Consider the following 24,187-nt stretch of genomic DNA (forward strand, 5'->3'; position numbering starts at 1 on the left):
AGATGTCCTGACGCCCCTTCGCCCGTACGGTGGTCACTCCTCCTCGGCGCCGTCCTGGCTCTCCCGGGCGCCGCCCGGTGCCTCCGGATCGGCCGGCCGCTCCGCCGTGGCGTGCCCCGCCACCGGCTTCTCGCCGGTCGGCCCGACGTTCTCCCGGCGGCGCAGGTAGCGCTCGAACTCGCGGGCGATGGCGTCGCCGGAGGCCTCCGGCAGCTCCGCGGTGTCCTGCGCCTCCTCCAGCTGCTGGACGTACTCGGCCACCTCGCTGTCCTCGGCGGCCAGCTGGTCCACGCCGAGCTGCCAGGCCCGGGCGTCCTCGGCGAGCTCGCCCGGCGGGATGCGCAGGTCCAGCAGGTCCTCCAGCTTGTTGATCAGGGCCAGCGTGGCCTTCGGGTTCGGCGGCTGCGAGACGTAGTGCGGCACCGCGGCCCAGAGCGTCACGGCCGGCACCCCGGCGTGGGTGCAGGCCTCCTGGAGCACCCCGACGATGCCGGTGGGGCCCTCGTAGCGGCTCTCCTCCAGGTCCAGCCGGCGGGCCAGCTCCGGGTCGGAGGTGACCCCGCTGACCGGCACCGGGCGGCTGTGCGGGGTGTCGCCGAGCAGCGCGCCCAGGATCACCACCAGCTCGACGCCCAGCTCGTGCGCGAAGCCCAGCAGCTCGTTGCAGAACGAGCGCCAGCGCATGCTCGGCTCGATGCCGCGGACCAGCACGACGTCCCTGGTCGTCGGTTCCGTCACCCGGATCACCGAGAGCCGGGTGGTCGGCCAGGTGATCCGGCGGATGCCGCCGTCCAGCCAGACCGTGGGCCGGTTGACCTGGAAGTCGTAGTAGTCCTCCGCGTCCAGGGCGGCGAACACCTTGCCGCTCCAGGTCTCGTCCAGATGCGCCAGAGCCGCGGAGGCGGCGTCGCCCGCGTCGTTCCAGCCCTCGAAGGCACAGACCATCACCGGGTCGATCAACTCGGGAACATCTTCCAGCTCGATCACCCAGCGTCTCCCTCCGGTCGGCGGTCGGACCTGCGCCGCCCCGGCTGGCCTGCCGGGGCGCCGACGGGCCGGCTGCCGACTGTCGAACCTCTCGTCTCCCATGGAACGCCTCGCCCCATGGTCCCTACCTGCCCAGCCTACGGGCTTTGATGCGCACCGCGGCCGGGCACCGGGACAGTCTGGGGGAGCGGGCCGCCGCGATCCACCGGATATCGCAAGGCGCGAGCTGACGGTCCGTCAGTCACTCGTCCGGGTGCGGACCGTGCCCGGTTGGTGGCGCAGCGCGACGGGCGCCGCCGCCCGGCACGCCGGGGGGCGGTGCACCGGCGGGGGTGCGAACGGGTGCCCCCGCCTCGGCGCCCCCGGCCGCCGGGCGGCCTGGCGGGCCCTACTGCGCGGCCACCCAGCCGCTCCGGTAGGCCGCCCAGTGCTCGGGCAGCGAGGCGAAGTCCACGTACAGCGCGACGCCGAAGTTCGCCCGCTGGCGGTCCTCCCGGCCCAGGCCCAGCCGGACGCCGCGGACGGCGGCCCGGACGGTCTCGGCGTCGCCCCAGTGGCCCCACTTGTCCTCCCAGTAGAAGGGCAGGCCCATCAGCAGGTCCACGTCGGCCGGGGTGGCCCGCAGGGCGAGTTCGGTCTGCCGGGCGACGTAGCCGCCGTACAGCGGCTCGGTGGGCATCGAGGTGTCGTAGCTCATCACCGCGATCTGGTCGACCCGGTGGGCGGTCTCGGTGAAGTACGCCTGGTCCCACCACTTGCCGTGGTCGGTGAGCAGGATGCCGGCCGTGTGCAGGCCCGGGACCGGGTCGATCTGCGGGGCGGCCACCGAGAGCTTGGCGCCGCGCGCCGCGGTGACCGGGCGGACCTGGTCGAGCAGGGCCAGCCAGCCCGCCGAACCGGGGCGGATCGGCTCCATGTCGAAGTGCACGCCGTCGAAACCGAGGTCCAGCACCTGCCGGGCGGAGGCGGTGACGCGGTCCCGGGTGGGGCCGTCCTCCAGGTCCAGGGCGTCCTTCTCCGGCTTGACCTCGTCACCCAGCCAGCTCTGCAGCCGCACGCCCGGCAGCGCCCGGTGCACGGTGTCGGTGAACCAGCGCCCCCGGGGGTGGACGGCGGGCGGCAGCGAGCCGTCGTGCTCCAGCGGGCCGGTGTGCACGTACAGGTCCCGGATGCCGGTGCCGGCCAGCTGCTGGGCCAGCGCGGCCGCGTCGGCCTCGGTCTTGCGGCCGTCCACCCAGGCGTGGCCGAGCCACAGGGCGTCCCGGCCCCGGGTGCGCGCCTCGGCGGCGGGCTCGCCGGTGTAGTGCAGCCGGAACATCACGAACGCCGAGCCCAGCGCGGTGACCGGCACGGCCACCACCAGTGCCAGGACCAGCAGTGCCCGGCGCCACCGGGACCAGGCCCGCCAGCGGTTGCGCAGCACCCGGAACGGGGCCGTCAAGGCCCGGCCGGCCCGCTGCGCAGAGGTCCCGAACCGGGCCATGCGCTTGCTCCCCCCTTGCGGTCGAGCGCTCAGGATACGGAATGGAACGGCGGGCCGACCCGTCGGCCGGATACCCTGGCCGCGTGCGTGCCCGAGCAAGCGGGTCCGCAAAGCCGACAGCCGTCGCACCAGGGAGAAGCTCCATGGCCACAGCAGCCACCCCGTCCATCACTCAGCAGAGCCGCGCGAACGCGCTGCGTGAAGCGCTCGCCACCCGGGTGGTGGTCGCCGACGGTGCCATGGGCACCATGCTCCAGGCACAGGATCCGACGCTGGAGGACTTCCAGAACCTCGAAGGCTGCAACGAGGTCCTCAACATCACCCGCCCGGACATCGTCCGGTCCGTCCACGAGGCCTACTTCGCGGTGGGCGTGGACTGCGTGGAGACCAACACCTTCGGTGCCAACTTCAGCGCGCTCGGCGAGTACGAGATCTCCGACCGGATCTTCGAGCTGTCCGAGTCCGGCGCCCGGATCGCCCGCGAGGCGGCCGACGCCCACGCCGCCGCCGACGGCCGCACCCGCTGGGTGCTCGGCTCGATCGGCCCCGGCACCAAGCTGCCGACCCTCGGCCACGCCCCGTACGCGACGCTGCGCGACGGCTTCCAGCAGAACGCGGCCGGCCTGATCGCCGGCGGCGCCGACGCGCTGCTGGTCGAGACCAGCCAGGACCTGCTGCAGACCAAGGCCGCCATCCTGGGCTCCAAGCGGGCCCTGGCCGAGGCCGGGCTGGACCTCCCGGTGCTGGTGCAGGTGACGGTGGAGACCACCGGCACCATGCTGCTCGGCTCGGAGATCGGCGCCGCGCTCGCCGCGCTGGAGCCGCTGGGCGTGGACTACATCGGCCTCAACTGCGCCACCGGCCCGGCCGAGATGAGCGAGCACCTGCGCTACCTGGCCAAGAACGCCCGGATCGGCCTGTCCTGCATGCCGAACGCGGGCCTGCCGGTGCTCGGCAAGGACGGCGCCCACTACCCGCTCTCCCCGGCCGAACTGGCCGACGCCCACGACGTGTTCACCCGCGAGTACGGCCTGTCGCTGGTCGGCGGCTGCTGCGGCACCACCCCCGAGCACCTGCGCCAGGTGGTCGAGCGGGTCCAGGGCCGCCCGATCGCCCCGCGCGACCCGCGGCCCGAGCCCTCGGCGGCCTCGCTGTACCAGGCGGTGCCGTTCCGCCAGGACACCTCGTACCTGGCGATCGGCGAGCGCACCAACGCCAACGGCTCGAAGAAGTTCCGCGAGTCGATGCTGGCCGGCGACTGGCAGGCCTGCGTGGAGATCGCCCGCGACCAGATCCGGGACGGCTCCCACCTGCTGGACCTCTGCGTGGACTACGTCGGCCGCGACGGCGTCGCCGACATGAAGGAGATCGCCGGCCGGCTGGCCACCGCCTCCACCCTGCCGATCGTGCTGGACTCCACCGAGCCGCCGGTGCTGCAGGCCGGCCTGGAGGCGCTCGGCGGCCGCGCGGTGCTCAACTCGGTCAACTACGAGGACGGCAACGCCCCCGACTCGCGCTTCGGCAGGATCGCCTCGCTGGCCCGCGAGCACGGGGCCGGCCTGATCGCGCTGACCATCGACGAGCAGGGCCAGGCCCGCACCGCCGACAAGAAGGTCGAGATCGCCGAGCGGCTGATCGCCGAACTCACCGCCGACTACGGCATCGACGAGGGCTCGATCCTGGTCGACTGCCTCACCTTCACCCTGGCCACCGGCCAGGAGGAGTCCCGCCGGGACGGCATCGAGACCATCGAGGCGATCCGCGAGCTCAAGCGCCGCCACCCCGGGGTGCAGACCACCCTCGGCCTGTCCAACATCTCCTTCGGCCTCAACCCGGCCGCCCGGGTGGTGCTCAACTCGGTCTTCCTGCACGAGTGCGTGGAGGCCGGCCTGGACTCGGCGATCGTGCACGCCTCCAAGATCCTGCCGATCTCCCGCATCCCCGAGGAGCAGCGCGAGGCCGCACTCGACCTGGTCCACGACCGCCGCCGGGACGGCTACGACCCGCTGCAGCGCCTGCTGGAGCTGTTCGCCAACGTCTCCGTCGCGTCGGCCAAGGCCTCCAAGGCCGAGGAGCTGGCCGCGCTCCCGCTGGAGGAGCGGCTGCAGCGCCGGATCATCGACGGCGAGCGGGGTGGCCTGGAGGCGGACCTGGACGAGGCGCTGACCGGGCGCCCGGCGCTGGAGATCATCAACGACACCCTGCTGGCCGGCATGAAGGTGGTCGGCGAGCTCTTCGGCTCCGGTCAGATGCAGCTGCCGTTCGTGCTCCAGTCCGCCGAGGTGATGAAGACCGCGGTGGCCCACCTGGAGCCGCACATGGAGAAGTCCGACAGCGAGGGCAAGGGCACCATCGTGCTGGCCACCGTCAAGGGCGACGTCCACGACATCGGCAAGAACCTGGTCGACATCATCCTGTCCAACAACGGCTACAACGTGGTCAACCTGGGCATCAAGCAGCCGGTCTCGGCGATCGTGGACGCCGCGCAGGAGTACAACGCGGACGTGATCGGGATGTCCGGCCTGCTGGTGAAGTCCACCGTGATCATGAAGGAGAACCTGGAGGAGCTGAACCAGCGCAAGCTGGCCTCCAGCTACCCGGTGATCCTCGGCGGCGCCGCACTCACCCGGGCCTACGTCGAGCAGGACCTGCACGAGATCTACGAGGGCGAGGTCCGCTACGCCCGGGACGCCTTCGAGGGCCTGCGGCTGATGGACACGCTGATCGCGGTCAAGCGCGGCGTGCCCGGCGCGACCCTGCCGGAGCTCAAGCAGCGCCGGCACGCGCGGGTCGAGGTGGAGGAGCCGGAGCCCGAGGTCAACCTCGGCCAGATCCGCTCCGACGTCGCCGTCGACAACACCGTGCCCGCCCCGCCGTTCTGGGGCGACCGGATCGTCAAGGGCATCCCGTTCGCGGACTACGCCTCCTGGCTGGACGAGGACGCGCTGTTCAAGGGCCAGTGGGGCCTGAAGGCCGCCCGCACCGGCGAGGGCCCGTCGTACGAGGAGCTGGTGGAGACCGAGGGCCGGCCGCGGCTGCGGGCCTGGCTGGACCGCCTGCAGACCGAGGGCTGGCTGGAGGCGGCCGTCGTCTACGGCTACTACCCGGCCAACTCCAAGGGCGACGACCTGGTCGTCTTCCACGAGGACGGCACCGAGCGCACCCGCTTCACCTTCCCGCGCCAGCGGCGCGGTCGCCGGCTCTGCCTGGCCGACTTCTTCCGCCCGGAGGAGTCCGGGGTGCGGGACGTCGTGGGCCTCCAGGTGGTCACCATGGGCAACCGGATCTCGGAGGCGGCCAACGAGCTGTTCGCCGGCAACTCCTACCGGGACTACCTGGAGCTGCACGGCCTCTCGGTGCAGCTGGCCGAGGCGCTGGCCGAGTTCTGGCACGCCCGGGTCCGCTACGAGCTGGGCTTCTCCGGCGAGGACCCGCAGGACGTCAAGGACATGTTCGCGCTGAAGTACCGCGGCGCCCGCTTCTCGCTCGGCTACGGGGCCTGCCCCGAGCTGGAGGACCGGGCCAAGATCGCCGAGCTGCTGAAGCCGGAGCGGATCGGCGTGGTGCTCTCCGAGGAGTTCCAGCTCCACCCGGAGCAGTCGACGGACGCGATCGTGATCCACCACCCGGAGGCGAAGTACTTCAACGCACGGTAACGCGCGGCTCGCCCTCCGTTCGCTCTTTTCGGACGAAGCGGGCGTATCCTGGATGATCCTGAACGGGCCGGTCCGCTCACCAGCGGGCCGGCCCGCGCCTTCCCCGGGTCGCCCGGGGCCTGCCGGAAGGACCCCTGCCATGACGACCAGCCCCACCGCCACGCGCATCCTCGACCACGGGGACGACCGCGGGCTCCAGGCGGTGCTGCTGGACATGGACGGGACGCTGGTGGACACCGAGGACTTCTGGTGGCAGGCCGAGGCCTCGCTCTTCGCCGAGCTGGGCCACGAGCTGGACGAGGCGGACCGCGCCCACGTGGTCGGCGGCCCGATGAGCAGGGTGATGGACTACCTGGTCGCCCGGACCGGGGCGGACATCGCGCCGGCCGACCTCGGCGTGCTGGTCAACCAGCGCTTCGTCGACCTGCTGGCCGGCGGCGTGCCGCTCATGCCGGGCGCCGAGCGGCTGCTCAACACCCTTGCCGCGCACGGCATCCCGGCGGCCATGGTGTCCGCCTCGCACCGGCACGTGATCGACATCGTGCTGCGCTCGCTGGGGGCCCACCACTTCGCCTTCACCATCGGCGGGGACGAGGTGCCGCGCACCAAGCCGTTCCCGGACCCGTACCTGGAGGCGGCCCGGCGGCTGGGTGCGGAGCCGGCCCGCTGCGTGGTGATCGAGGACACCCCGACCGGGGTGCGGGCGGGCGAGGCGGCCGGCTGCCCGGTGGTCGCGGTGCCTTCGGTGGCGGCGATCGAGCCGGCTCCGGGGCGGCTGGTGCTGCCCTCGCTGGAGCGGGTCGACCTCGATCTGTTGCGTTCGCTGGTCACTTCGCGAGTGTGATTGTCATCTCATTGCGACCCGGCCTTACCCGCCGGTAGTCGGCCCGGAGGGGCTCCGGGCCGGAGTCGCCGGGGGAGAAAACGGGCATTGGCTGACAACTCGTCGGGCGCGCCGTGATGCCCTGAACTACCGTGTCCCAAACGTCATCTGCGCGGGTACCGGTCGTGCGTGTTCGATATGGCACGCTACTCCGAGTTCGTGCCACCCAGAAGGACGCGCCTCGTGAAGACTTCAGCTGAACGCCTGGCAGTACTCGGTTGCGCCGGCCTGGTCGCCGTGTCGGTGGCGGGCTGCGGATCGGTGACCGACGTGGTCAAGGGAGACGGCGGCAAGTCGATCACCATGGGCACCAGTCAGCTGACCAGTGTCCTGGACCCGGCGGTCGCCTACGACTCCGGGTCCTGGCTGGTGCTGCGCAACACCTACCAGTCGCTGCTCACCTTCCAGGCCGCCGCCAGTTCGCCGTCCCCGGACGCCGCGCAGTCGTGCGAGTTCACCGGCAGTGAGGCCACCGAGTACCACTGCACCCTGAAGTCCGGCCTGAAGTTCTCCAACGGTCACCCGCTGACCGCCCAGGACGTCGTCTACTCGATCGAGCGCACCAAGAAGATCAACGACCCGAACGGCCCGGTCGAACTGCTCGACTCGATCAAGTCCGTCGAGGCCAAGGGCGACCACGAGGTGCTCTTCCACCTCTCCGCGCCCGACGCCACCCTGCCGGCCAAGCTGGCGAGCCCGGCCGGCGCCATCGTGGACCACCAGGTCTACCCCGCCGACAAGGCGCTCCCCAACGACAAGCTGGTCGGCTCCGGCCCGTACCGCTTCGACTCGGTCGAGACCCCGAGCGGCGGCAAGCAACTGGGCAAGGTCGTGCTGTCGGCCAACGACAAGTACAGCGGCGAGGCCAAGCTGCGGAACAACAAGTTCACCGTGCGGTACTTCGACAAGGCCGAGGACCTGAAGGCCGCGCTGGACAAGAGCGAGGTCGACCTCACCGACAACAGCCTGGAGCCGAACACCGCCGCCCAGGTCCGCTCCGACCAGCAGGGCGGCAAGACCGACCTCCAGGTGGCCGAGGGCGACAGCAACGACACCCGCACACTGGTGTTCAACACCAAGGACGCGCTGATGAGCAACGTCGCCGTCCGCCAGGCCGCCGCCCAGATGATGGACCGCAAGGCGCTGGCCCGCGACGTCTTCGCCCGCACCGTCCAGGCGCTCTACTCCCTGGTCCCGGCCGGCCTGCCCGGCCACACCACGGCCTTCTTCGACCGCTACGGCGACCAGGACGTGGCCAAGGCGAAGAAGATCCTGACCGACGCCAAGATCCAGACCCCGGTCAAGTTCACCCTCACCTGGTCCCGTTCGCGGGCCGGCAGCAACGAGGCCGAGACGCTGAAGAAGCAACTGGAGACCGGCGGCCTCTTCCAGGTGACGCTCGCCCAGGAGTCGGACTGGGACTCGTACCGCAAGGGCTGGACCGAGGGCAAGTACCAGGCGTACGTCATCGGCTGGTTCGCCGACTACCCGGACCCGGACAACTACCTCGCCCCGCTGCTGGTCAACGGCGGTGCCTACCACCACGGTTGGGACGACCCGCGGATCAGCCAGCGACTGGTGCCGGAGGGCCTCAAGCAGACCGACCGCAGCGCCGCGGCCGCCACCTACGCGCAGATCCAGCAGATCGAGGCCGAGCTCGTGCCGATGATCCCGCTGTACCAGAACAAGTCCTTCTACGCGTCGCGCTCGTACGTCACCGGCGTCGAGGCCACCGTCGACACCACCGGCTACTTCCGCTTCTGGGAGATCAGCCGGACCAACAAGTAGCGCCCGCAGGACGGCGGCCCGTCCGCTTCGCCCGTCGGTACGGGGGAGCGGACGGGCCGCCGTGACGTTTCCGCGGCCCCACCGGGCTGCTGCGGCCGCCTACAGGGCGCCCGGGCGCACCAGCCCGCTCTCGTAGGCGTACACCGCCGCCTGCACCCGGTCGCGCAGCTGGAGCTTGGTCAGCACATGGCCCACGTGGGTCTTCACGGTGGTCTCGCTGACGAAGAGCTCGGCCGCGATCTCCGCGTTCGACAGCCCGCGCGCCACCAGCTTCAGCACCTCCAGCTCGCGCTCGGTCAGCGCGCTCAGCGCCTGCGGCGGCGCCTCGTCGCCCGAGGGCAGCTTGGTGGCGTACATGTCCAGCAGCCGGCGGGTGATGCTCGGCGCCAGCATCGCCGCGCCGTCCGCGACCACCCGGATCGCCTGCACCAGCTCCTCGGCCGGGACGTCCTTCAGCAGGAAGCCGCTGGCGCCCGCGCGCAGCGCCTCCACGACGTACTCGTCCAGGTCGAAGGTGGTCAGTACCAGCACCTTGGCCGGACCGTCCCGCCCGGGGCCGGCGATCCGGCGGGTCGCCTCGACGCCGTCCATCCTGGGCATCCGGATGTCCATCAGCACCACGTCGGGCTGCAGCGCCCGCACCTGGTCCAGCGCCTGCTGGCCGTCGCCGGCCTCGCCGACCACCACGAGGTCGGACTCGGCTTCCAGGATCATCCGGAAACCGGTGCGCAGCAGCGGCTGGTCGTCGACCAGCAGCACTCGGATCGTCACCTAGGACTCCTTGCTCATCGGATCCCCCGTGGGATCGCTCTCATCCGACGTACGGGCCAGCGGCAGCGGGTACGGCGGCGGAGTGCCGCCGAACTCCGGGCAGCTGGCCTGGTGGTCGCACCAGTCGCAGAGGCGGTTGCGGGTGGCCGGGAAGTCCCCGGTGGCCACCGCCTGGCTGATCCGCTCCCACAGCGCCTGGAGCTTGCGCTCCACCGCGAGCAGGTCCGCCTGGTCCGGGTCGTAACTGACCACGTCCCCGCCGCCGCCGAGGTAGACCAGCTGAAGGCGCTTGGGGATCACACCCTTCCAGCGCCACACCACCAAAGCGTAGAACTTCATCTGGAACATCGCCTTGCCCTCGAAGTCCCGCGAGGGCGCCCGGCCGGTCTTGTAGTCCACCAGCCGGACCTCGCCGGTCGGGGCGACGTCCACCCGGTCGATGTAGCCGCGCAGCAGCAGCCCCGACTCCAGGGCCGTCTCCACGTAGAGCTCCCGCTCCACCGGGTGCAGCCGGGTCGGGTCCTCCAGCCGGAACCACTGGCCGACCAGCTTCTCGGCGTCCGCCAGCCAGCGGGTGAGCGCCGCGCCGTCCGGGTCGTCCGGGAACAGCGAGCCCAGCTCCGGGCGCTCGCCCAGCAGCCGCTCCCACTGCGGGCGCAGCAGGCCCAGCGCCCGCTCCGGGGTCCGCTCGGCCGCCGGGCTGTCGAACAGCCGCTCCAGCACCGCGTGGACCAGCGTGCCCCGGGTCGCCGCCGAGCTCGGCGGCTCGGGCAGCCGGTCGATCACCCGCAGCCGGTACAGCAGGGGACAGGTGAGGAAGTCCCCCGCTCGGGACGGGGAGAGCCCGGTCGGGGGTGCCGCCGGGCGTCCGGTGGCACTGCTGGTCTCGGTGTGCTGCATGGCTATGACCCTATTGCCCTTTGCTGTCATCCCGCTGCCACGGTGCTTCCACGGCGGCGGGTGAGCGGGTATGAAGCCAGAAGGAGGGCCGCGCAGCGCCGGAGGGCCACGATCACGTAGCGTGGGCACACCGGGGCACGACGGGGGAGACGACCGAAGGGATCACGGTGAGCGACAGCAGGGGGCAGCAACCCTCCGACCAGCCACCGCAGGACGACGGCGGGCGTCCGGCCGGGCCGCCGCCCGAGAACCGCGGCGGCCTCCTGATGGGCCGGCCCTTCGGGGTGCCCGTCTACGTCACTCCCTCCTGGTTCGTCATCGCCGCGCTGATCACCTGGGTGTTCGGCGGACAGCTGGGCGAGGTGCTGCCCGACCTCGGCGGCGCCCGCTACCTGGTCGCGTTCTCCTTCGCGGTCGCCTTCTACGCCTCCGTCCTGGTGCACGAGCTCGCCCACACCCTGGTCGCGCTGCGCTACAAGCTCGGGGTACGGCGGATCCAGCTCCAGTTCTTCGGCGGCGTCTCGGAGATCGAGAACGAGGCGGAGAGCCCCTGGCGGGAGTTCTGGCTGGCCTTCGTCGGCCCGCTGCTCTCGCTGCTGCTCGGCGGCGTGTTCTACCTCGCGGTGCGGGCGGTGGAGCTGTCCACCGTGCCCGGGGTGCTGCTCACCGGCCTGATGGTCTCCAACCTGGTGGTCGCCGCCTTCAACCTGCTGCCGGGCCTGCCGCTGGACGGCGGCCGGATGCTGCGCGCGGTCGTCTGGGCGATCAGCGGCAAGCCGATGACCGGCACGGTGGCCGCCGCCTGGGGCGGCCGCGGGCTGGCCGTCGCCGTGCTGATCGGCCTGCCGCTGCTGAGCGCCGCCCGCGGGGTCGAGCGCACCACCACCGACACCCTGGTGGACGCGGTGCTGGCCGCGGTGCTCGCCGCGATCATCTGGAACGGCGCCACCGGCAGCCTGCGCAACGCCCGGCTCAAGGAGGCGCTGCCCGGTCTGCTGCTGCGCGAGCTGGCCCGGCGGGCCGTCGAGGTCACCGCCGACACCCCGCTCGGCGAGGCGCTGCGCCGCGCCCGCGAGGCCCAGGCCGGCGCGGTGATCGTGGTGGACGGCCGGGGCGAGCCGATCGCCCTCGTGCGCGAGTCCGCGGTCCGGTCGGTGCCCGAGCACCGCCGCCCCTGGGTGGCCGTCGGCCCGCTCGCCCGTGACCTGGAGCCCGGGCTGCGGCTGAGTGCCGACCTCGGCGGCGAGGACCTGCTGCGGGCCGTCCAGTCCACCCCGGCGGGGGAGTACCTGGTGGTCGAGCCGGACGGCCGGGTGTACGGCGTCGCCTCGCTCAGCGACATCGAGCAGCGGCTGACCGCCGCCGTCACCGGCCGCTGATCACCCGCGTCCCGCGAGCCGGTCCGCTTCCCTTAGGATTGGCCGCATGTCCGAACCGACCGGTGCCGCCCGCCGACGCGGGCCCTTCCAGGTCGGGGACCAGGTCCAGCTGACCGATCCCAAGGGTCGCCACTACACGTTCACGCTCCAGGCCGGGAACCAGTTCCACACCCACAAGGGTGCGTTCCCGCACGACGAGCTGATCGGCGCTCCCGAGGGCACGGTCGTGCGCACCACGGGGAACGTTCCGTACCTCGCGCTGCGCCCCCTGCTCCCCGACTACGTCCTGTCCATGCCTCGCGGTGCCGCCGTGATCTACCCCAAGGACGCGGGGCAGATCCTGGCCATGGCCGACATCTTCGCCGGCGCCCGCGTGATCGAGGCCGGCGTCGGATCGGGCGCGCTCAGCATGTACCTGCTGCGCGCCGTCGGCGAGCACGGCATGCTGGCCTCCTACGAGCGCCGGCAGGACTTCGCCGACATCGCCCAGGGGAATGTCGAGCGCTACTTCGGCGGCCCGCACCCGGCGTGGAAGCTCACCGTCGGCGACCTCCAGGACAACCTGGTCGAGACCGACGTCGACCGCGTCATCCTCGACATGCTGGCTCCCTGGGAGTGCCTGGACGTCGCCTCCGAGGCGCTCGTCCCCGGCGGCCTCATCTGCTGCTACGTGGCCACCACCACGCAGATGTCCAAGACCGTCGAGGCGCTGCGCGACCACGGCACCTTCACCGAGCCGCAGGCCTGGGAGACCATGGTCCGCACCTGGCACCTGGAGGGCCTGGCCGTCCGCCCGGACCACCGGATGATCGGCCACACCGGCTTCCTGCTCACCGCCCGCCGCCTGGCGGACGGCGTGGAGCCGCCGCTGCGCCGCCGCCGCCCGGCCAAGGGCGCGTACGGCGAGGACTACGACAGCGGGGCGCCCGAGTCCACGCTCCAGGAGCGTGCCGCGGCCCGCAAGGCCGCCCGCGCCGCGGAGACGGAGCAGCCCGACCTGGGCTGAGCCCCGAACCCACCGAGAAGGGGTGGTACGAGCACATCGCTCGTACCACCCCTTTCGCATCCCGCCGGTCACGGTGTGGGACGATGCTCGACACGCCTTGGCTTCTGGAGCTCTGGAGGGGACGCCTGGTGGAGACCGCGGTCGGGACGACGGCGACGGCTGGACAGCAGACACCGCGGGGCCGCTCCGGGCCCGGGCACGCGCGCACCGCCCCCTGGCACTGGGTCGTCGCCCTGGCCGGCTGCGGCGCGGTGGTGGGGGCCGCGCTCGCCGCCTCCCCGGCGACCGGCACCCCGGTGCCCGCGCACGCCACCCCCAAGGCCCTCGCCGCGAGCGCCGCCCCTGATCCGTCCCGGGCCCAACTTCCGCTGGACTGCGGCCCGTTCCCGGTCAAGACGGCGCTCAGCGTGCCCACGCGGCTCGGCGACGGGCGGCCCGGCACGGTGGTTGCCGCGCACTGCGCCACCGAGACCGGCACCCCGCCGGACGCCGTCTTCCTGCTCGGCTTCGGCCCGGGCGAGCGCCCGGAGGTGGTGGCCACCCTGCTCACCGAGCGCGAGAACCTCACCGTGAGTCGGATCGCGGTGCGTTCGGACGGCGCCGTCACCGGACACGCGCAGGGGTATTCGAGCGAGGACGTGCCGCGGTTCCGGCCCGACATCTCACTCGACCTCACCTGGACGCACAAGGGCGGCGGCTGGGAACGCTCCCAGACCGCCGCCCCGGTCTCCGCCGTGTGACGGACCGACTACTCCGCGTCCGGGCCGTACACCTCGACCCTGTCGGCGACCCGGCGCACGTGGATGCAGTCGCCGGGGCACTCCTTCGCCGAGTCCACCACGTCCTGAAGGATCGTCAGCGGTACCGGGGCCGTCTCCCCGGGCTGCTGGCGCAGCTCGTCGTCCGGCCCCTTCACGTAGGCCAGCCCGTCGATGTCGAGTTCGAAGACCTCGGGTGCGTACTGCGCGCAGATGCCGTCGCCGGTGCACAGATCCTGGTCGATCCACACCTCCAGCTCCTCGGCCGCCGCGGTCTGCTCGGTCACCGACATGGTCCCCTGCCGTTTCTGTCCCGGGTCGCCCCTATTCCTGGAGCAATCCCGCCATTCGTACAACGATCGGACCTCGACTTGTGGTCGCGATCGGATATCACTTCGCTCGACGATACATCCGGCCCGCTTTGGGCCGTGCGCGGTGGGTATCCCCCTTAGCAGAGGGGAAGCACGCTGGGGCGAAGATCGGACACGCCCGTTCCATCTTTCTTGATCTAGGGGTTTACGGACCCCTGGTCCCAGGTAGGGTCTGGAAGCGTCCAGCTCCCCGGAGGAGGTGAGGACCGTGGCAGCCCACGATGACGACTACAACCGCAGCACCGGCAGGCCCGCTCGTGGTTCCGACGAGGCCGCTCAGGTCTCGTACCTTGAGCAGGAGATCGCCGTGCTGCGCCGCAAGCTCGCCGACTCGCCGCGCTCTTCGAGGATCCTCGAAGAGCGGATCGTCGAGCTCCAGACCAACCTGGCGGGCGTGACCGCCCAGAACGAACGGCTCGCCTCCACCCTGCGCGAGGCCCGCGACCAGATCGTGGCCCTCAAGGAGGAAGTGGACCGGCTGGCACAGCCCCCGGCCGGGTTCGGCACCTTCCTCGACGCGAACGAGGACGGCACCGCCGACATCTTCACCGGTGGGCGCAAGCTCCGCGTGAACGTCAGCCCCAACGTCGCCCTCGACGAGGTGCGGCGCGGCCAGGAAGTGATGCTCAACGAGGCCCTCAACATCGTGGACGCGATGGCCTTCGAGAGCATCGGCGAGATCGTCACCCTCAAGGAGATCCTGGAGGACGGCGAGCGCGCCCTGGTCCTGGGGCACACCGACGAGGAGCGCGTGGTGCGCCTCGCCGAGCCGCTGCGCGGGCTGACCATCCGGGCCGGGGACGCCCTGCTGTTGGAGCCCCGCTCCGGCTACGTGTTCGAGGTCGTGCCGAAGGCCGAGGTCGAGGAGCTGGTCCTCGAAGAGGTCCCGGACATCGACTACCGTCAGATCGGCGGCCTGAGCAACCAGATCGAGCAGATCCGCGACGCGGTCGAGCTGCCCTACCTGCACGCCGACCTGTTCAAGGAGTACGAGCTGCGCCCGCCCAAGGGCGTGCTGCTCTACGGCCCGCCCGGCTGCGGCAAGACGCTGATCGCCAAGGCGGTCGCCAACTCGCTGGCGAAGAAGGTCGCCGAGGTCACCGGCCGCCCCCAGGGGAAGAGCTACTTCCTCAACATCAAGGGCCCCGAGCTGCTCAACAAGTACGTGGGCGAGACCGAGCGGCAGATCCGCCTGGTCTTCCAGCGGGCCCGGGAGAAGGCGGGCGAGGGCACGCCCGTCATCGTCTTCTTCGACGAGATGGAGTCGCTGTTCCGCACCCGCGGCTCCGGCGTCAGCTCGGACGTGGAGAACACCATCGTCCCGCAGCTGCTCGCCGAGATCGACGGCGTGGAGGGCCTGGAGAACGTCATCGTCATCGGCGCCTCGAACCGCGAGGACATGATCGACCCGGCGATCCTGCGGCCCGGCCGCCTGGACGTCAAGATCAAGATCGAGCGCCCGGACGCCGAGGCCGCGAAGGACATCTTCTCCAAGTACCTCAAGGACTCGCTGCCGTTCCACCCGGACGACCTCAAGGAGCACGACGGCTCCGTCGAGGCCACGGTGGTCGCGATGATCCAGTCGGTGGTGGAGCGGATGTACTCCGAGACCGAGGAGAACCGCTTCCTGGAGGTCACCTACGCCAACGGTGACAAGGAGGTCCTGTACTTCAAGGACTTCAACTCCGGTGCGATGATCCAGAACATCGTCGACCGCGCGAAGAAGATGGCCATCAAGGACTTCCTCGACCACGGTCAGCGCGGTCTGCGCGTCTCCCACCTGCTCGCCGCCTGCGTGGACGAGTTCAAGGAGAACGAGGACCTCCCGAACACCACCAACCCGGACGACTGGGCCCGCATCTCCGGCAAGAAGGGCGAGCGGATCGTCTTCATCCGCACGCTGGTCACCGGCAAGCAGGGCGCCGAGTCCGGCCGCTCGATCGACACTGTCGCCAACACGGGGCAGTACCTGTAAGCACGCGGTTGTCCGGGCCGGCAGCGGTCCCCGGAGCTGTACGCACACCGTCCGGCTGTGGCGCCTCGCGGCCCCGCAGCCGGACGGCGCGTCTCCGGGCCCGCCGGTCGGCGCCGGGTTCTAGGCTCGACCCACCGTCCGCGGGCAGATGGCCGGCGTCGGTGTTGTTCGGCGGTACGTCAGCGTGCTCCGCCCGTCGGGGGTGGGGCACCGGGCAAGGAGGGCCGCATGACCGTACGGCGCGTGATGGGCATCGAGACCGAGTACGGGATCTCCGTGCCCGGGCACCCCAACGCCAACGCCATGCTCACCTCGTCCCAGATCGTCAACGCGTACGCGGCGGCGATGCACCGGGCACGGCGGGCCCGCTGGGACTTCGAGGAGGAGAATCCGCTGCGCGACGCACGGGGGTTCGACCTGGCCCGCGAGGTCGCGGACGCCAGCCAGCTGACCGACGAGGACATCGGCCTCGCCAACGTCATCCTCACCAACGGGGCCCGGTTCTACGTGGACCACGCGCACCCCGAGTACAGCTCGCCCGAGGTGACCAACCCGCGCGACGCCGTGCTCTGGGACAAGGCCGGCGAGCGGATCATGGCGGCCGCCGCGCAACGCGCGCTGGAGCTGCCCAACGGGCAGAACATCCACCTGTACAAGAACAACACCGACAACAAGGGCGCCTCCTACGGCACCCACGAGAACTACCTGATGAAGCGGGCGACACCGTTCGCCGACATCGTCCGCCACCTCACCCCGTTCTTCGTCTCCCGCCAGGTGGTCACCGGCGCCGGCCGGGTCGGCATCGGCCAGGACGGCTCGGCGCACGGCTTCCAGATCAGCCAGCGGGCGGACTACTTCGAGGTCGAGGTGGGCCTGGAGACGACGCTGAAACGCCCGATCATCAACACCCGCGACGAGCCGCACGCGGACGCCGAGAAGTACCGCCGGCTGCACGTGATCATCGGGGACGCCAACCTCTCCGAGATCTCCACCTACCTGAAGCTGGGCACCACCGCGCTGGTCCTGTCGATGATCGAGGACTCGTTCATCGCCGCCGACCTCGCCGTCGACCAACCGGTGCGCACCCTGCACCGGGTCTCCCACGACCCGACGCTCAAGCACCTGATCACCCTGCGCAACGGGCGCCGGCTCACCGCCGTCCAGCTCCAGCTGGAGTACTTCGAACTGGCCCGCAAGTACGTCGAGGACCGCTTCGGGACCGACGCGGACGAGCAGACGGTGGACGTGCTGGCGCGCTGGGAGGACGTCCTGGGCCGACTGGAGCGCGACCCGATGTCGCTGTCCCGGCAGCTGGACTGGATCGCCAAGCGGGAGATCCTGGAGGGCTACCGCAGCCGGGACGCCCTGGAGTGGGAGAACCCGCGGCTGCACCTGGTCGACCTCCAGTACAGCGACGTACGGCCCGAGAAGGGCCTCTACAACCGTCTGGTGGCCCGTGGGCGGTTCGAGCGGCTGCTCACCGAGGACGAGGTCGAGCGGGCCGTCACCAAGCCCCCGGAGGACACCCGGGCGTACTTCCGCGGGCGCTGCCTGGAACAGTACGCGGACCACGTCGCGGCGGCCTCCTGGGACTCGGTGATCTTCGACCTGCCCGGCCGGGACTCGTTGCAGCGCGTGCCCACCCTGGAGCCACTGCGCGGCACCCGCAACCACGTCAAGGAACTGCTGGACCGCTGCCGCACGGCCGAGGACCTGCTCCGGGTGCTGTCCGGCGGGTAACTTTTCGATCACCACGGGTGAACGTCCGCCGAATGGGAATCATCCGGGGTGGCAGCGGGTGTTGGACAGGAAGCGCCACCGGCAAACCGGGAGCGGCAGTCGCACCTTGTGTATAGGGTCGGTGCAGCAGCAGCGACCGAACCGTGCCAGACGAATCGAGCGGGGTGAGGGAAATGGCGAGCAAGGACACCGGCGGCGGCCAGCAGCGGGCAAACCGTTCCTCCGAGGAGGTCGAGGAGCAGGCCGCGGAAAGCCAGAATTCCGACGACCTCAAGGAGCGCCAGGAAAAGCTGAGCGACGACGTCGACGCGGTGCTGGACGAAATCGACGAGGTCCTCGAATCCAACGCCGAGGATTTCGTCCGCGGATTCGTCCAGAAGGGCGGGCAATAGCCCGGCCCGGCATTCCGAATTCACGGTCGCGACCATCCGGGGCGGCTGGGCGGCGAGCACCGTCCGGCCGTCCGGCACCGGCCCCTCCACCCGTGGACAGTGATCGACGGGCGGGTAGGGTGCGGGCAGCGCGCGCTTCAAGCTACCTGGAAGGAATCGTGTGGAAGCCAACACTCGTGGCACCGGGCGTCTACCGGCTGCCTTCCTGACCCCGGGGTCGTCCTCGTTCATCGACTTCCTCGCCGAGCACAAGCCGGAGCTGGTCCCCGGCCGCCGCGGGCTGCCCGAGGGGGCCGTGATCGAGGCCCCGCACGGGACCACGATCGTGGCCGCGGTCTTCGACGGCGGCGTGGTGATCGCGGGTGACCGCCGGGCGACGATGGGCAACGTGATCGCCCAGCGTGACATGGAGAAGGTCTTCCCGGCCGACGAGTTCAGCGCGGTCGGCATCGCCGGCACCGCGGGCCTCGCGATCGAGATGGTCCGGCTGTTCCAGCTGGAGCTGGAGCACTACGAGAAGATCGAGGGCACCACGCTCTCCCTGGAAGGCAAGGCCAACCGGCTCACCACCATGATCCGGGGCAACCTGGGCATGGCGATGCAGGGCCTCGCGGTGGTGCCGCTGTTCGCCGGCTACGACCTGGACCTCGGCCGCGGCCGGATCTTCAACTACGACGTCACCGGCGGGCGCTCCGAGGAGCGCGGCTTCACCGCGACCGGTTCGGGCTCGGTCTTCGCGCGCGGCTCGATGAAGAAGCTCTACCGCGAGGACCTGACGGCCGACCAGGCCGTCACCATGGTCGTCCAGGCGCTGTACGACGCGGCGGACGACGACTCCGCCACCGGCGGCCCGGACCTCGCCCGCAAGATCTTCCCGATCGTCTCGCTGATCACCGAGGACGGCTTCCGCCGGCTCACCGAGGCGGAGGTCACGGAGGTCGCCGTCGCCGTCACCGACGAGCGCCGGGTCCGGCCCAACGGCCCGCAGGCCCCGCTGATCTAGCCACCACCTCACAGGAAAGGGACGACCGCCGGTGTCGACACCGTTCTACGTCTCGCCCCAGCAGGCCATGGCGGACCGCGCGGAGTACGCCCGCAAGGGCATCGCGCGCGGCCGCAGCGTGGTCGTGCTCACCTACGCCGACGGCATCGTCTTCGTCGCGGAGAACACCTCCAGGGCGCTCCACAAGGTCTCCGAGATCTACGACAAGATCGCCTTCGCGGCGGTCGGTCGCTACAACGAGTTCGAGAACCTGCGCATCGGCGGCGTCCGCTACGCCGACCTGCGCGGCTACTCCTACGACCGGGCCGACGTCACGGCCCGGGGCCTGGCCAACGTGTACGCCCAGACCCTGGGCACCATCTTCTCCTCGGTCGGCGAGAAGCCGTACGAGGTCGAGCTGATCGTGGCCGAGGTCGGCCGCACCAGCGACAACGACCAGATCTACCGGCTCACGCCGGACGGCTCGGTCGTGGACGAGAAGAACTACGTGGTGGTCGGCGGCAACGCCGACTCGATCGGCAACTACCTGGGCCAGCGCCACCGGGTCGGCATGAGCCTCACCGAGGCGGTGAAGCTCGCCGTGGACTCGCTCGCCCGCGACCCCAACGGCGGCAGCCCGCGCAGCCTCACACCGGAACAACTGGAGGTCGCGGTCCTCGACCGCCAGCGGTTCCAGCAGCGCAAGTTCAAGCGGATCCTGGGCAACCAGCTGGGCCGGCTGCTCGACGGGGACCAGTCCGCCGAGGCGGACGACGAGGAGAACCCGGCGGACGGCACGCCGGTGTAGCAGTGCCTGCGGAGTCCCGTACGGCGGCCCTTCCGCCGTACGGGACTCCGGTGCCCCTGCGGCGGCCCAGTCGCCGTGGAGGCGGTTTCGGACAGCTCCGACACGGAATGGAGTGCTCATGGACCGCCGGATTTTCGGGCTGGAGAACGAGTACGGCGTGACCTGCACGTTTCGCGGGCAGCGACGGCTGTCGCCGGACGAGGTGGCGCGGTACCTGTTCCGCCGGGTCGTCTCCTGGGGGCGCAGCAGCAACGTCTTCCTGCGCAACGGCGCCCGCCTCTACCTCGACGTCGGCTCCCACCCCGAGTACGCCACCCCCGAGTGCGACGACGTCGTCGAACTGGTGACGCACGACAAGGCCGGCGAGCGCATCCTCGAAGGACTCCTGGTGGACGCCGAGCGGCGGCTGCACGAGGAGGGCATCGCGGGGGACGTCTACCTCTTCAAGAACAACACCGACTCGGCCGGCAACTCCTACGGCTGCCACGAGAACTACCTGGTGGCCCGGCACGGCGAGTTCTCCCGGCTGGCCGACGTGCTGATCCCGTTCCTGGTCACCCGGCAGCTGATCTGTGGCGCGGGCAAGGTGCTCCAGACCCCGCGCGGCGCGGTGTACTGCGTCAGCCAGCGGGCCGAGCACATCTGGGAGGGCGTCAGCTCCGCCACCACCCGCTCGCGCCCGATCATCAACACCCGGGACGAGCCGCACGCGGACGCCGAGCGCTACCGCCGGCTGCACGTGATCGTCGGCGACTCCAACATGTCCGAGACCACGACACTGCTCAAGGTCGGCTCCACCGACCTGGTGCTGCGGCTGATCGAGGCCGGCGTGGTGATGCGCGACCTCACCCTGGAGAACCCGATCAGGGCGATCCGCGAGGTCAGCCACGACCTCACCGGCACCCACCAGGTGCGGCTCGCCAACGGCCGGGAGGCCAGCGCGCTGGACATCCAGGAGGAGTACTACACCAAGGCCCTGGAGTTCGCCGACCGCAAGGGCATCAACACCGGGACCGTCGCCCGGGTGCTCGACCTGTGGGGCCGCACCCTGGAGGCCGTCCGCACCGAGCGGCTGGACGGAGTGGCCCAGGAGATCGACTGGATCATGAAGTACAAGCTCATCGAGCGCTACCGCGAGAAGCACCAGATGACCATGTCCAACCCGCGGGTGGCCCAGATCGACCTCGCGTACCACGACATCCACCGCCGCCGCGGCCTGTTCTACCTGCTCCAGGGCAAGGGCCAGGCGCAGCGGGTGACCACCGACCTCAAGACCTTCGAGGCCAAGTCGATCCCGCCGCAGACCACCCGGGCCCGGCTGCGCGGGGACTTCATCCGCCGGGCGCAGGAGCAGCGCCGGGACTTCACGGTGGACTGGGTGCACCTGAAGCTGAACGACCAGGCGCAGCGCACGGTGCTGTGCAAGGACCCGTTCCGTTCGGTGGACGAGCGGGTGGAGAAGCTGATCGCGGGGATGTAGTCCCGACGCGGTGTGATCGAGGCGCCAAGATCAAGACGCTGGAGCCGGCCCCGGTGGTGTCTACCGGGGCCGGACGCGTGCCGGGCATACGCTGTCCGTCGAGTCAGGAGAGCCGACTTCGACCGACAGTTAGGACCACCGTGCGCCGCACCGCCGGTTTGCTTCTCACCCTGCCGCTGCTGCTCGCGGTCGCCTGCAGCAGCTCCCCCAAGGCGGCCGGCCCGGCGACGCCGTCCCCGGCGAGCGCCGCCCCGACGGTGCCCGCGCCGGTCGGCGAGGCGTCGCCGATGCCCACTCTTTCGGGTGGCGGATTCGGCAGCAAGGCCACCATCGCCATCCCCGAGGGCCAGCAGCCCAGCGGCCAGTTCGTGGTGAACACGGTCAGCGAAGGCGACGGCGCGACCGTCAACAAGGGCGACTGGGCGACGGTCAACTACACCGCCAAGGACTGGACCACCGGCAAGGATCTGCCCAGCTCGTACGACGCCAACGGCAAGCCGCAGCTCTACCAGGCCGGCAGCGGGCAGCTGGTGCCGGCGCTGGACCAGAGCGTGATCGGCAAGAAGGTGGGCACCCGGCTGCTGGTGGTGGCCCCGCCGGCGGCAGCCTTCGGAGAGCAGGGCTCCAACCAGCTGGGCGTCAACAAGGGCGACACCGTGGTGTTCGTGCTGGACATCGTGGGGAGCCTGCCGCCGGACTCCACCCTGACCGGGACCATGACGGAGCCGCCCGCGACGATGCCGCAGGTCAAGGACAACGGCAAGGCGGCGGCGACGATCACGATCCCGGCCGGGCAGGCCCCTCCCGCCGACCTCCAGCAGGCGGTGCTGATCAAGGGCGAGGGCAAGCAGGTCAAGAGCGGGCAGACCCTGGTGGTGCAGTACACCGGGGTGCTGTGGGCCAACGGCCAGCAGTTCGACTCCTCCTGGACGCACGGCGGCGCGCAGGCGGTGCAGATCGGCACCGGCAGTGTGATCGAGGGCTGGGACAAGGGCCTGGTCGGGCAGAACGTCGGCAGCCGTGTCCTGTTGGTGGTGCCGCCGGCGCTCGGTTACCAGGACAAGGCGCAGGGCTCGGTGCCGCCGAACTCGACCCTGGTCTTCGTGATCGACATTCTCGAAGCGGTCTAGGAAGTCACCCCCGGGATTCCGTACGCTTGGGCGGACGCTCGTACAACGAAGCGTCCGCCCTCATCCTGAGCTGTCATACTGCCCACGCACTGTGGCAGGCGCCGCCCGGTGCCGAGGTCCGGGGCGGGCGGTGCGACCGCAGGCCGGCGTGCCCACGCCGGGCGCAGACCTGGAAGACCTCGTGGCGAGATGGATGGGGAGTCATGACTGAGAAGACGCCGAGCCCGGGCGGGGCCGGCACCGCGGCGAACGACAGCTCTGCGGGTGACCCGGCCGCCTCTCGCCCCGGCGGCCCGGTCGGCGGCGACGGAGAGTCGATCGTCGTTCCCCCGGCGATCCTGGCGCAGCAGGCCGGCTGGGCGCAGCCCGGCGCCGCGCCGCGCGCCGCGGGTGGGACCAAGACGGACGACGCCCCGCAGATCTTCGCCTCCAACGTGCGCAAGGCCGACACCTCCGAGGCCGGGTACGACGAGAACCCGCCCGGCGTCGGCAGGCTGGGCGTGATCCTCGGCACCGTGCTGGCCGTGCTGCTGGTCGGCAGCGGCATCACCCTCTACATGGTGAACAAGGACGGTTCCAAGGACAGCGCCTCGGCCGCCAAGCCGGACGCGGCCAAGACCGCGCCGCCCACGCCGACCGCCGACCCGGTGCCGCCGATCAAGGACAGCGCCAAGGTGCTGCCGACGGTCGCCGGCGACTTCGGCAAGAAGGCCGAGATCCAGGTGCCGGGCGAGGCCTCCGACGGCTCCTTCGTGGTCAAGGTGCTCACCGAGGGCACCGGCGCCAAGGTGGAGAAGAACTCCTGGACCTCGGTGGACTACACCGCCAAGGACTGGAACACCGGCAAGGACATCCCGAGCTCGTACGACGCCAACGGGAAGCCGCAGATCTTCCAGGCCGGCACCGACGCGCTGATCCCGGCCCTGGACCAGGCCGTGATCGGCAAGAAGGCCGGCAGCCGGCTGCTGGTGGTGGCCCCGCCGGCCGCCGCGTTCGGCGCCCAGGGCAAGGCCGACATGTCGATCGGCCCCAAGGACGACCTGATCTTCGTGATCGACATCCGCAACGCCAACGCGCCCGACGCCGTGGTGAGCGGTACCGTCACCCCGCCGCCGGCGGACTTCCCGCAGGTCAAGGACAACGGCAAGAAGCCGGCCGAGATCACCCCGGTGGCCGGGGCCAAGGACCCGACCGAGCTGAAGTCGCACGTCCTGATCAAGGGCAACGGGCCGAAGGTGGAGAAGGGCGAGAAGGTCGTCGTCCAGTACACCGGTGCGCTGTTCTCGAACGGCAAGGTCTTCGACTCCTCGCTCAGCAAGGGCCAGGCGTTCACCTTCCCGGTCGGCGGTGGCCAGGTCATCCAGGGCTGGGACCAGGGGCTGGAGGGCCAGACCGTCGGCAGCCGGGTCGAGCTGGTGATCCCCGCCGCGCTGGGCTACGGCGACAAGGGCCAGGGCGACATCCCGGCCAACGCGACGCTGGTCTTCGTGGTGGACATTCTGGACGCCGGTCAGGGCTGATCCACTTTCGGGTGACAATGGTCGACGTGTGACCTTCGGGTCGGGCCGCGTGGCCGGACCCGGACGGGGGGGGGGGGGGGGGGGCCGGGGGGGGGGGGGGGGGGCGGGGGGGGGGGGCGCCCCGGGGGGGGGGGTTTAAGCCCCGGGTGTAATAGCGGATGTGTGGGGGAAACACCAC

General features: G+C 71.1%; 19 protein-coding genes and 1 pseudogene. 15 read left to right on the top strand and 5 right to left on the bottom strand.

Annotated features, from left to right (window positions below):
- Nucleotides 1-33: 33 nt before the first annotated feature.
- On the bottom strand, nt 34-987 hold the full coding sequence (locus ACIRRH_RS13815; RefSeq protein ID WP_403066310.1) for a PAC2 family protein: 954 nt from the start codon (nt 985-987) through the stop codon (nt 34-36).
- Between the two features lie 388 nt (nt 988-1,375).
- Complete coding sequence (locus tag ACIRRH_RS13820; protein ID WP_403066312.1) at nt 1,376-2,470, bottom strand: hypothetical protein; 1,095 nt, start codon at nt 2,468-2,470, stop codon at nt 1,376-1,378.
- 143 nt (nt 2,471-2,613) lie between these two features.
- On the opposite strand from ACIRRH_RS13820, the gene metH reads away from it, so the two are divergent.
- The 3 genes from metH to ACIRRH_RS13835 all read left to right on the top strand — a co-directional run bounded on the left by metH (nt 2,614) and on the right by ACIRRH_RS13835 (nt 8,797).
- Nucleotides 2,614-6,126, top strand: coding sequence for a methionine synthase (metH, locus tag ACIRRH_RS13825; protein ID WP_403066314.1), 3,513 nt, complete (start codon nt 2,614-2,616; stop codon nt 6,124-6,126).
- Between the two features lie 139 nt (nt 6,127-6,265).
- The gene (locus ACIRRH_RS13830; protein WP_403066316.1) at nt 6,266-6,970 is read left to right on the top strand and encodes an HAD family hydrolase; all 705 of its coding nucleotides are present in this window, start codon (nt 6,266-6,268) and stop codon (nt 6,968-6,970) included.
- Nucleotides 6,971-7,192: 222 nt separating this feature from the next.
- The gene (locus ACIRRH_RS13835; protein WP_403066318.1) at nt 7,193-8,797 is read left to right on the top strand and encodes an ABC transporter substrate-binding protein; all 1,605 of its coding nucleotides are present in this window, start codon (nt 7,193-7,195) and stop codon (nt 8,795-8,797) included.
- Nucleotides 8,798-8,896: 99 nt separating this feature from the next.
- On the opposite strand, the gene ACIRRH_RS13840 is transcribed toward ACIRRH_RS13835, so the two are convergent.
- Nucleotides 8,897-9,568: a response regulator transcription factor gene (locus ACIRRH_RS13840; protein ID WP_188299078.1), complete on the bottom strand. Its 672-nt coding sequence runs from the start codon at nt 9,566-9,568 to the stop codon at nt 8,897-8,899.
- Entirely contained in the window at nt 9,569-10,468 is a 900-nt protein-coding gene (locus tag ACIRRH_RS13845) for a RecB family exonuclease (protein WP_224282027.1), read from the bottom strand.
- 161 nt (nt 10,469-10,629) lie between these two features.
- Between ACIRRH_RS13845 and ACIRRH_RS13850 the strand changes: the two genes are divergently transcribed.
- From ACIRRH_RS13850 to ACIRRH_RS13860, 3 genes are all read left to right on the top strand, one after another.
- The gene (locus ACIRRH_RS13850) at nt 10,630-11,847 is read left to right on the top strand and encodes a site-2 protease family protein (RefSeq protein ID WP_403066819.1); all 1,218 of its coding nucleotides are present in this window, start codon (nt 10,630-10,632) and stop codon (nt 11,845-11,847) included.
- Between the two features lie 46 nt (nt 11,848-11,893).
- A complete protein-coding gene (locus tag ACIRRH_RS13855; protein WP_403066321.1) occupies nt 11,894-12,853 on the top strand; it encodes a tRNA (adenine-N1)-methyltransferase in 960 nt (319 codons plus the stop codon).
- An 83-nt stretch (nt 12,854-12,936) separates the two neighbouring features.
- The gene (locus ACIRRH_RS13860) at nt 12,937-13,593 is read left to right on the top strand and encodes a hypothetical protein (RefSeq protein ID WP_403066323.1); all 657 of its coding nucleotides are present in this window, start codon (nt 12,937-12,939) and stop codon (nt 13,591-13,593) included.
- Nucleotides 13,594-13,601: 8 nt separating this feature from the next.
- On the opposite strand, the gene ACIRRH_RS13865 is transcribed toward ACIRRH_RS13860, so the two are convergent.
- On the bottom strand, nt 13,602-13,904 hold the full coding sequence (locus ACIRRH_RS13865) for a ferredoxin (protein WP_403066325.1): 303 nt from the start codon (nt 13,902-13,904) through the stop codon (nt 13,602-13,604).
- A 286-nt stretch (nt 13,905-14,190) separates the two neighbouring features.
- Here ACIRRH_RS13865 and arc point away from each other — a divergent pair, with 286 nt between their 5' ends.
- From arc to ACIRRH_RS13910, 9 genes and pseudogenes are all read left to right on the top strand, one after another.
- The gene (gene arc, locus ACIRRH_RS13870) at nt 14,191-15,957 is read left to right on the top strand and encodes a proteasome ATPase (RefSeq protein WP_403066327.1); all 1,767 of its coding nucleotides are present in this window, start codon (nt 14,191-14,193) and stop codon (nt 15,955-15,957) included.
- Nucleotides 15,958-16,185: 228 nt separating this feature from the next.
- On the top strand, nt 16,186-17,697 hold the full coding sequence (dop, locus tag ACIRRH_RS13875; RefSeq protein ID WP_403066329.1) for a depupylase/deamidase Dop: 1,512 nt from the start codon (nt 16,186-16,188) through the stop codon (nt 17,695-17,697).
- A gap of 173 nt (nt 17,698-17,870) precedes the next feature.
- Complete coding sequence (locus ACIRRH_RS13880; RefSeq protein ID WP_188299085.1) at nt 17,871-18,089, top strand: ubiquitin-like protein Pup; 219 nt, start codon at nt 17,871-17,873, stop codon at nt 18,087-18,089.
- Between the two features lie 131 nt (nt 18,090-18,220).
- A pseudogene (locus ACIRRH_RS13885) lies at nt 18,221-18,298 on the top strand (recombination endonuclease VII); the annotation flags it as partial.
- Complete coding sequence (gene prcB, locus ACIRRH_RS13890) at nt 18,295-19,092, top strand: proteasome subunit beta (RefSeq protein ID WP_403066821.1); 798 nt, start codon at nt 18,295-18,297, stop codon at nt 19,090-19,092. The pseudogene ACIRRH_RS13885 and the gene prcB, both read left to right, overlap by 4 nt.
- A gap of 31 nt (nt 19,093-19,123) precedes the next feature.
- Complete coding sequence (gene prcA, locus ACIRRH_RS13895; protein WP_403066331.1) at nt 19,124-19,879, top strand: proteasome subunit alpha; 756 nt, start codon at nt 19,124-19,126, stop codon at nt 19,877-19,879.
- A gap of 118 nt (nt 19,880-19,997) precedes the next feature.
- Nucleotides 19,998-21,359 carry a Pup--protein ligase gene (gene pafA, locus ACIRRH_RS13900; RefSeq protein WP_224281064.1) on the top strand — a complete coding sequence of 454 codons (1,362 nt, stop codon included), beginning with the start codon at nt 19,998-20,000 and terminating at the stop codon, nt 21,357-21,359.
- Nucleotides 21,360-21,499: 140 nt separating this feature from the next.
- The gene (locus tag ACIRRH_RS13905) at nt 21,500-22,489 is read left to right on the top strand and encodes an FKBP-type peptidyl-prolyl cis-trans isomerase (RefSeq protein WP_403066334.1); all 990 of its coding nucleotides are present in this window, start codon (nt 21,500-21,502) and stop codon (nt 22,487-22,489) included.
- Nucleotides 22,490-22,692: 203 nt separating this feature from the next.
- The gene (locus ACIRRH_RS13910) at nt 22,693-24,009 is read left to right on the top strand and encodes an FKBP-type peptidyl-prolyl cis-trans isomerase (RefSeq protein WP_403066336.1); all 1,317 of its coding nucleotides are present in this window, start codon (nt 22,693-22,695) and stop codon (nt 24,007-24,009) included.
- Nucleotides 24,010-24,187: the final 178 nt, after the last annotated feature.

Source organism: Kitasatospora sp. NPDC101235 (assembly GCF_044767505.1).
Lineage (GTDB): Bacteria > Actinomycetota > Actinomycetes > Streptomycetales > Streptomycetaceae > Kitasatospora.

Bases quoted from the DNA above. Each gene is read 5' to 3' on its own strand.
- ACIRRH_RS13865 (WP_403066325.1), bottom strand. From the start codon at position 13,904: ATGTCGGTGACCGAGCAGACCGCGGCGGCCGAGGAGCTGGAGGTGTGG.
- ACIRRH_RS13855 (WP_403066321.1), top strand. From the start codon at position 11,894: ATGTCCGAACCGACCGGTGCCGCCCGCCGACGCGGGCCCTTCCAGGTC.
- dop (WP_403066329.1), top strand. From the start codon at position 16,186: ATGACCGTACGGCGCGTGATGGGCATCGAGACCGAGTACGGGATCTCC.
- ACIRRH_RS13820 (WP_403066312.1), bottom strand. From the start codon at position 2,470: ATGGCCCGGTTCGGGACCTCTGCGCAGCGGGCCGGCCGGGCCTTGACG.
- ACIRRH_RS13910 (WP_403066336.1), top strand. From the start codon at position 22,693: ATGACTGAGAAGACGCCGAGCCCGGGCGGGGCCGGCACCGCGGCGAAC.
- ACIRRH_RS13830 (WP_403066316.1), top strand. From the start codon at position 6,266: ATGACGACCAGCCCCACCGCCACGCGCATCCTCGACCACGGGGACGAC.
- ACIRRH_RS13860 (WP_403066323.1), top strand. From the start codon at position 12,937: ATGCTCGACACGCCTTGGCTTCTGGAGCTCTGGAGGGGACGCCTGGTG.
- ACIRRH_RS13845 (WP_224282027.1), bottom strand. From the start codon at position 10,468: ATGCAGCACACCGAGACCAGCAGTGCCACCGGACGCCCGGCGGCACCC.
- ACIRRH_RS13880 (WP_188299085.1), top strand. From the start codon at position 17,871: ATGGCGAGCAAGGACACCGGCGGCGGCCAGCAGCGGGCAAACCGTTCC.
- metH (WP_403066314.1), top strand. From the start codon at position 2,614: ATGGCCACAGCAGCCACCCCGTCCATCACTCAGCAGAGCCGCGCGAAC.
- pafA (WP_224281064.1), top strand. From the start codon at position 19,998: ATGGACCGCCGGATTTTCGGGCTGGAGAACGAGTACGGCGTGACCTGC.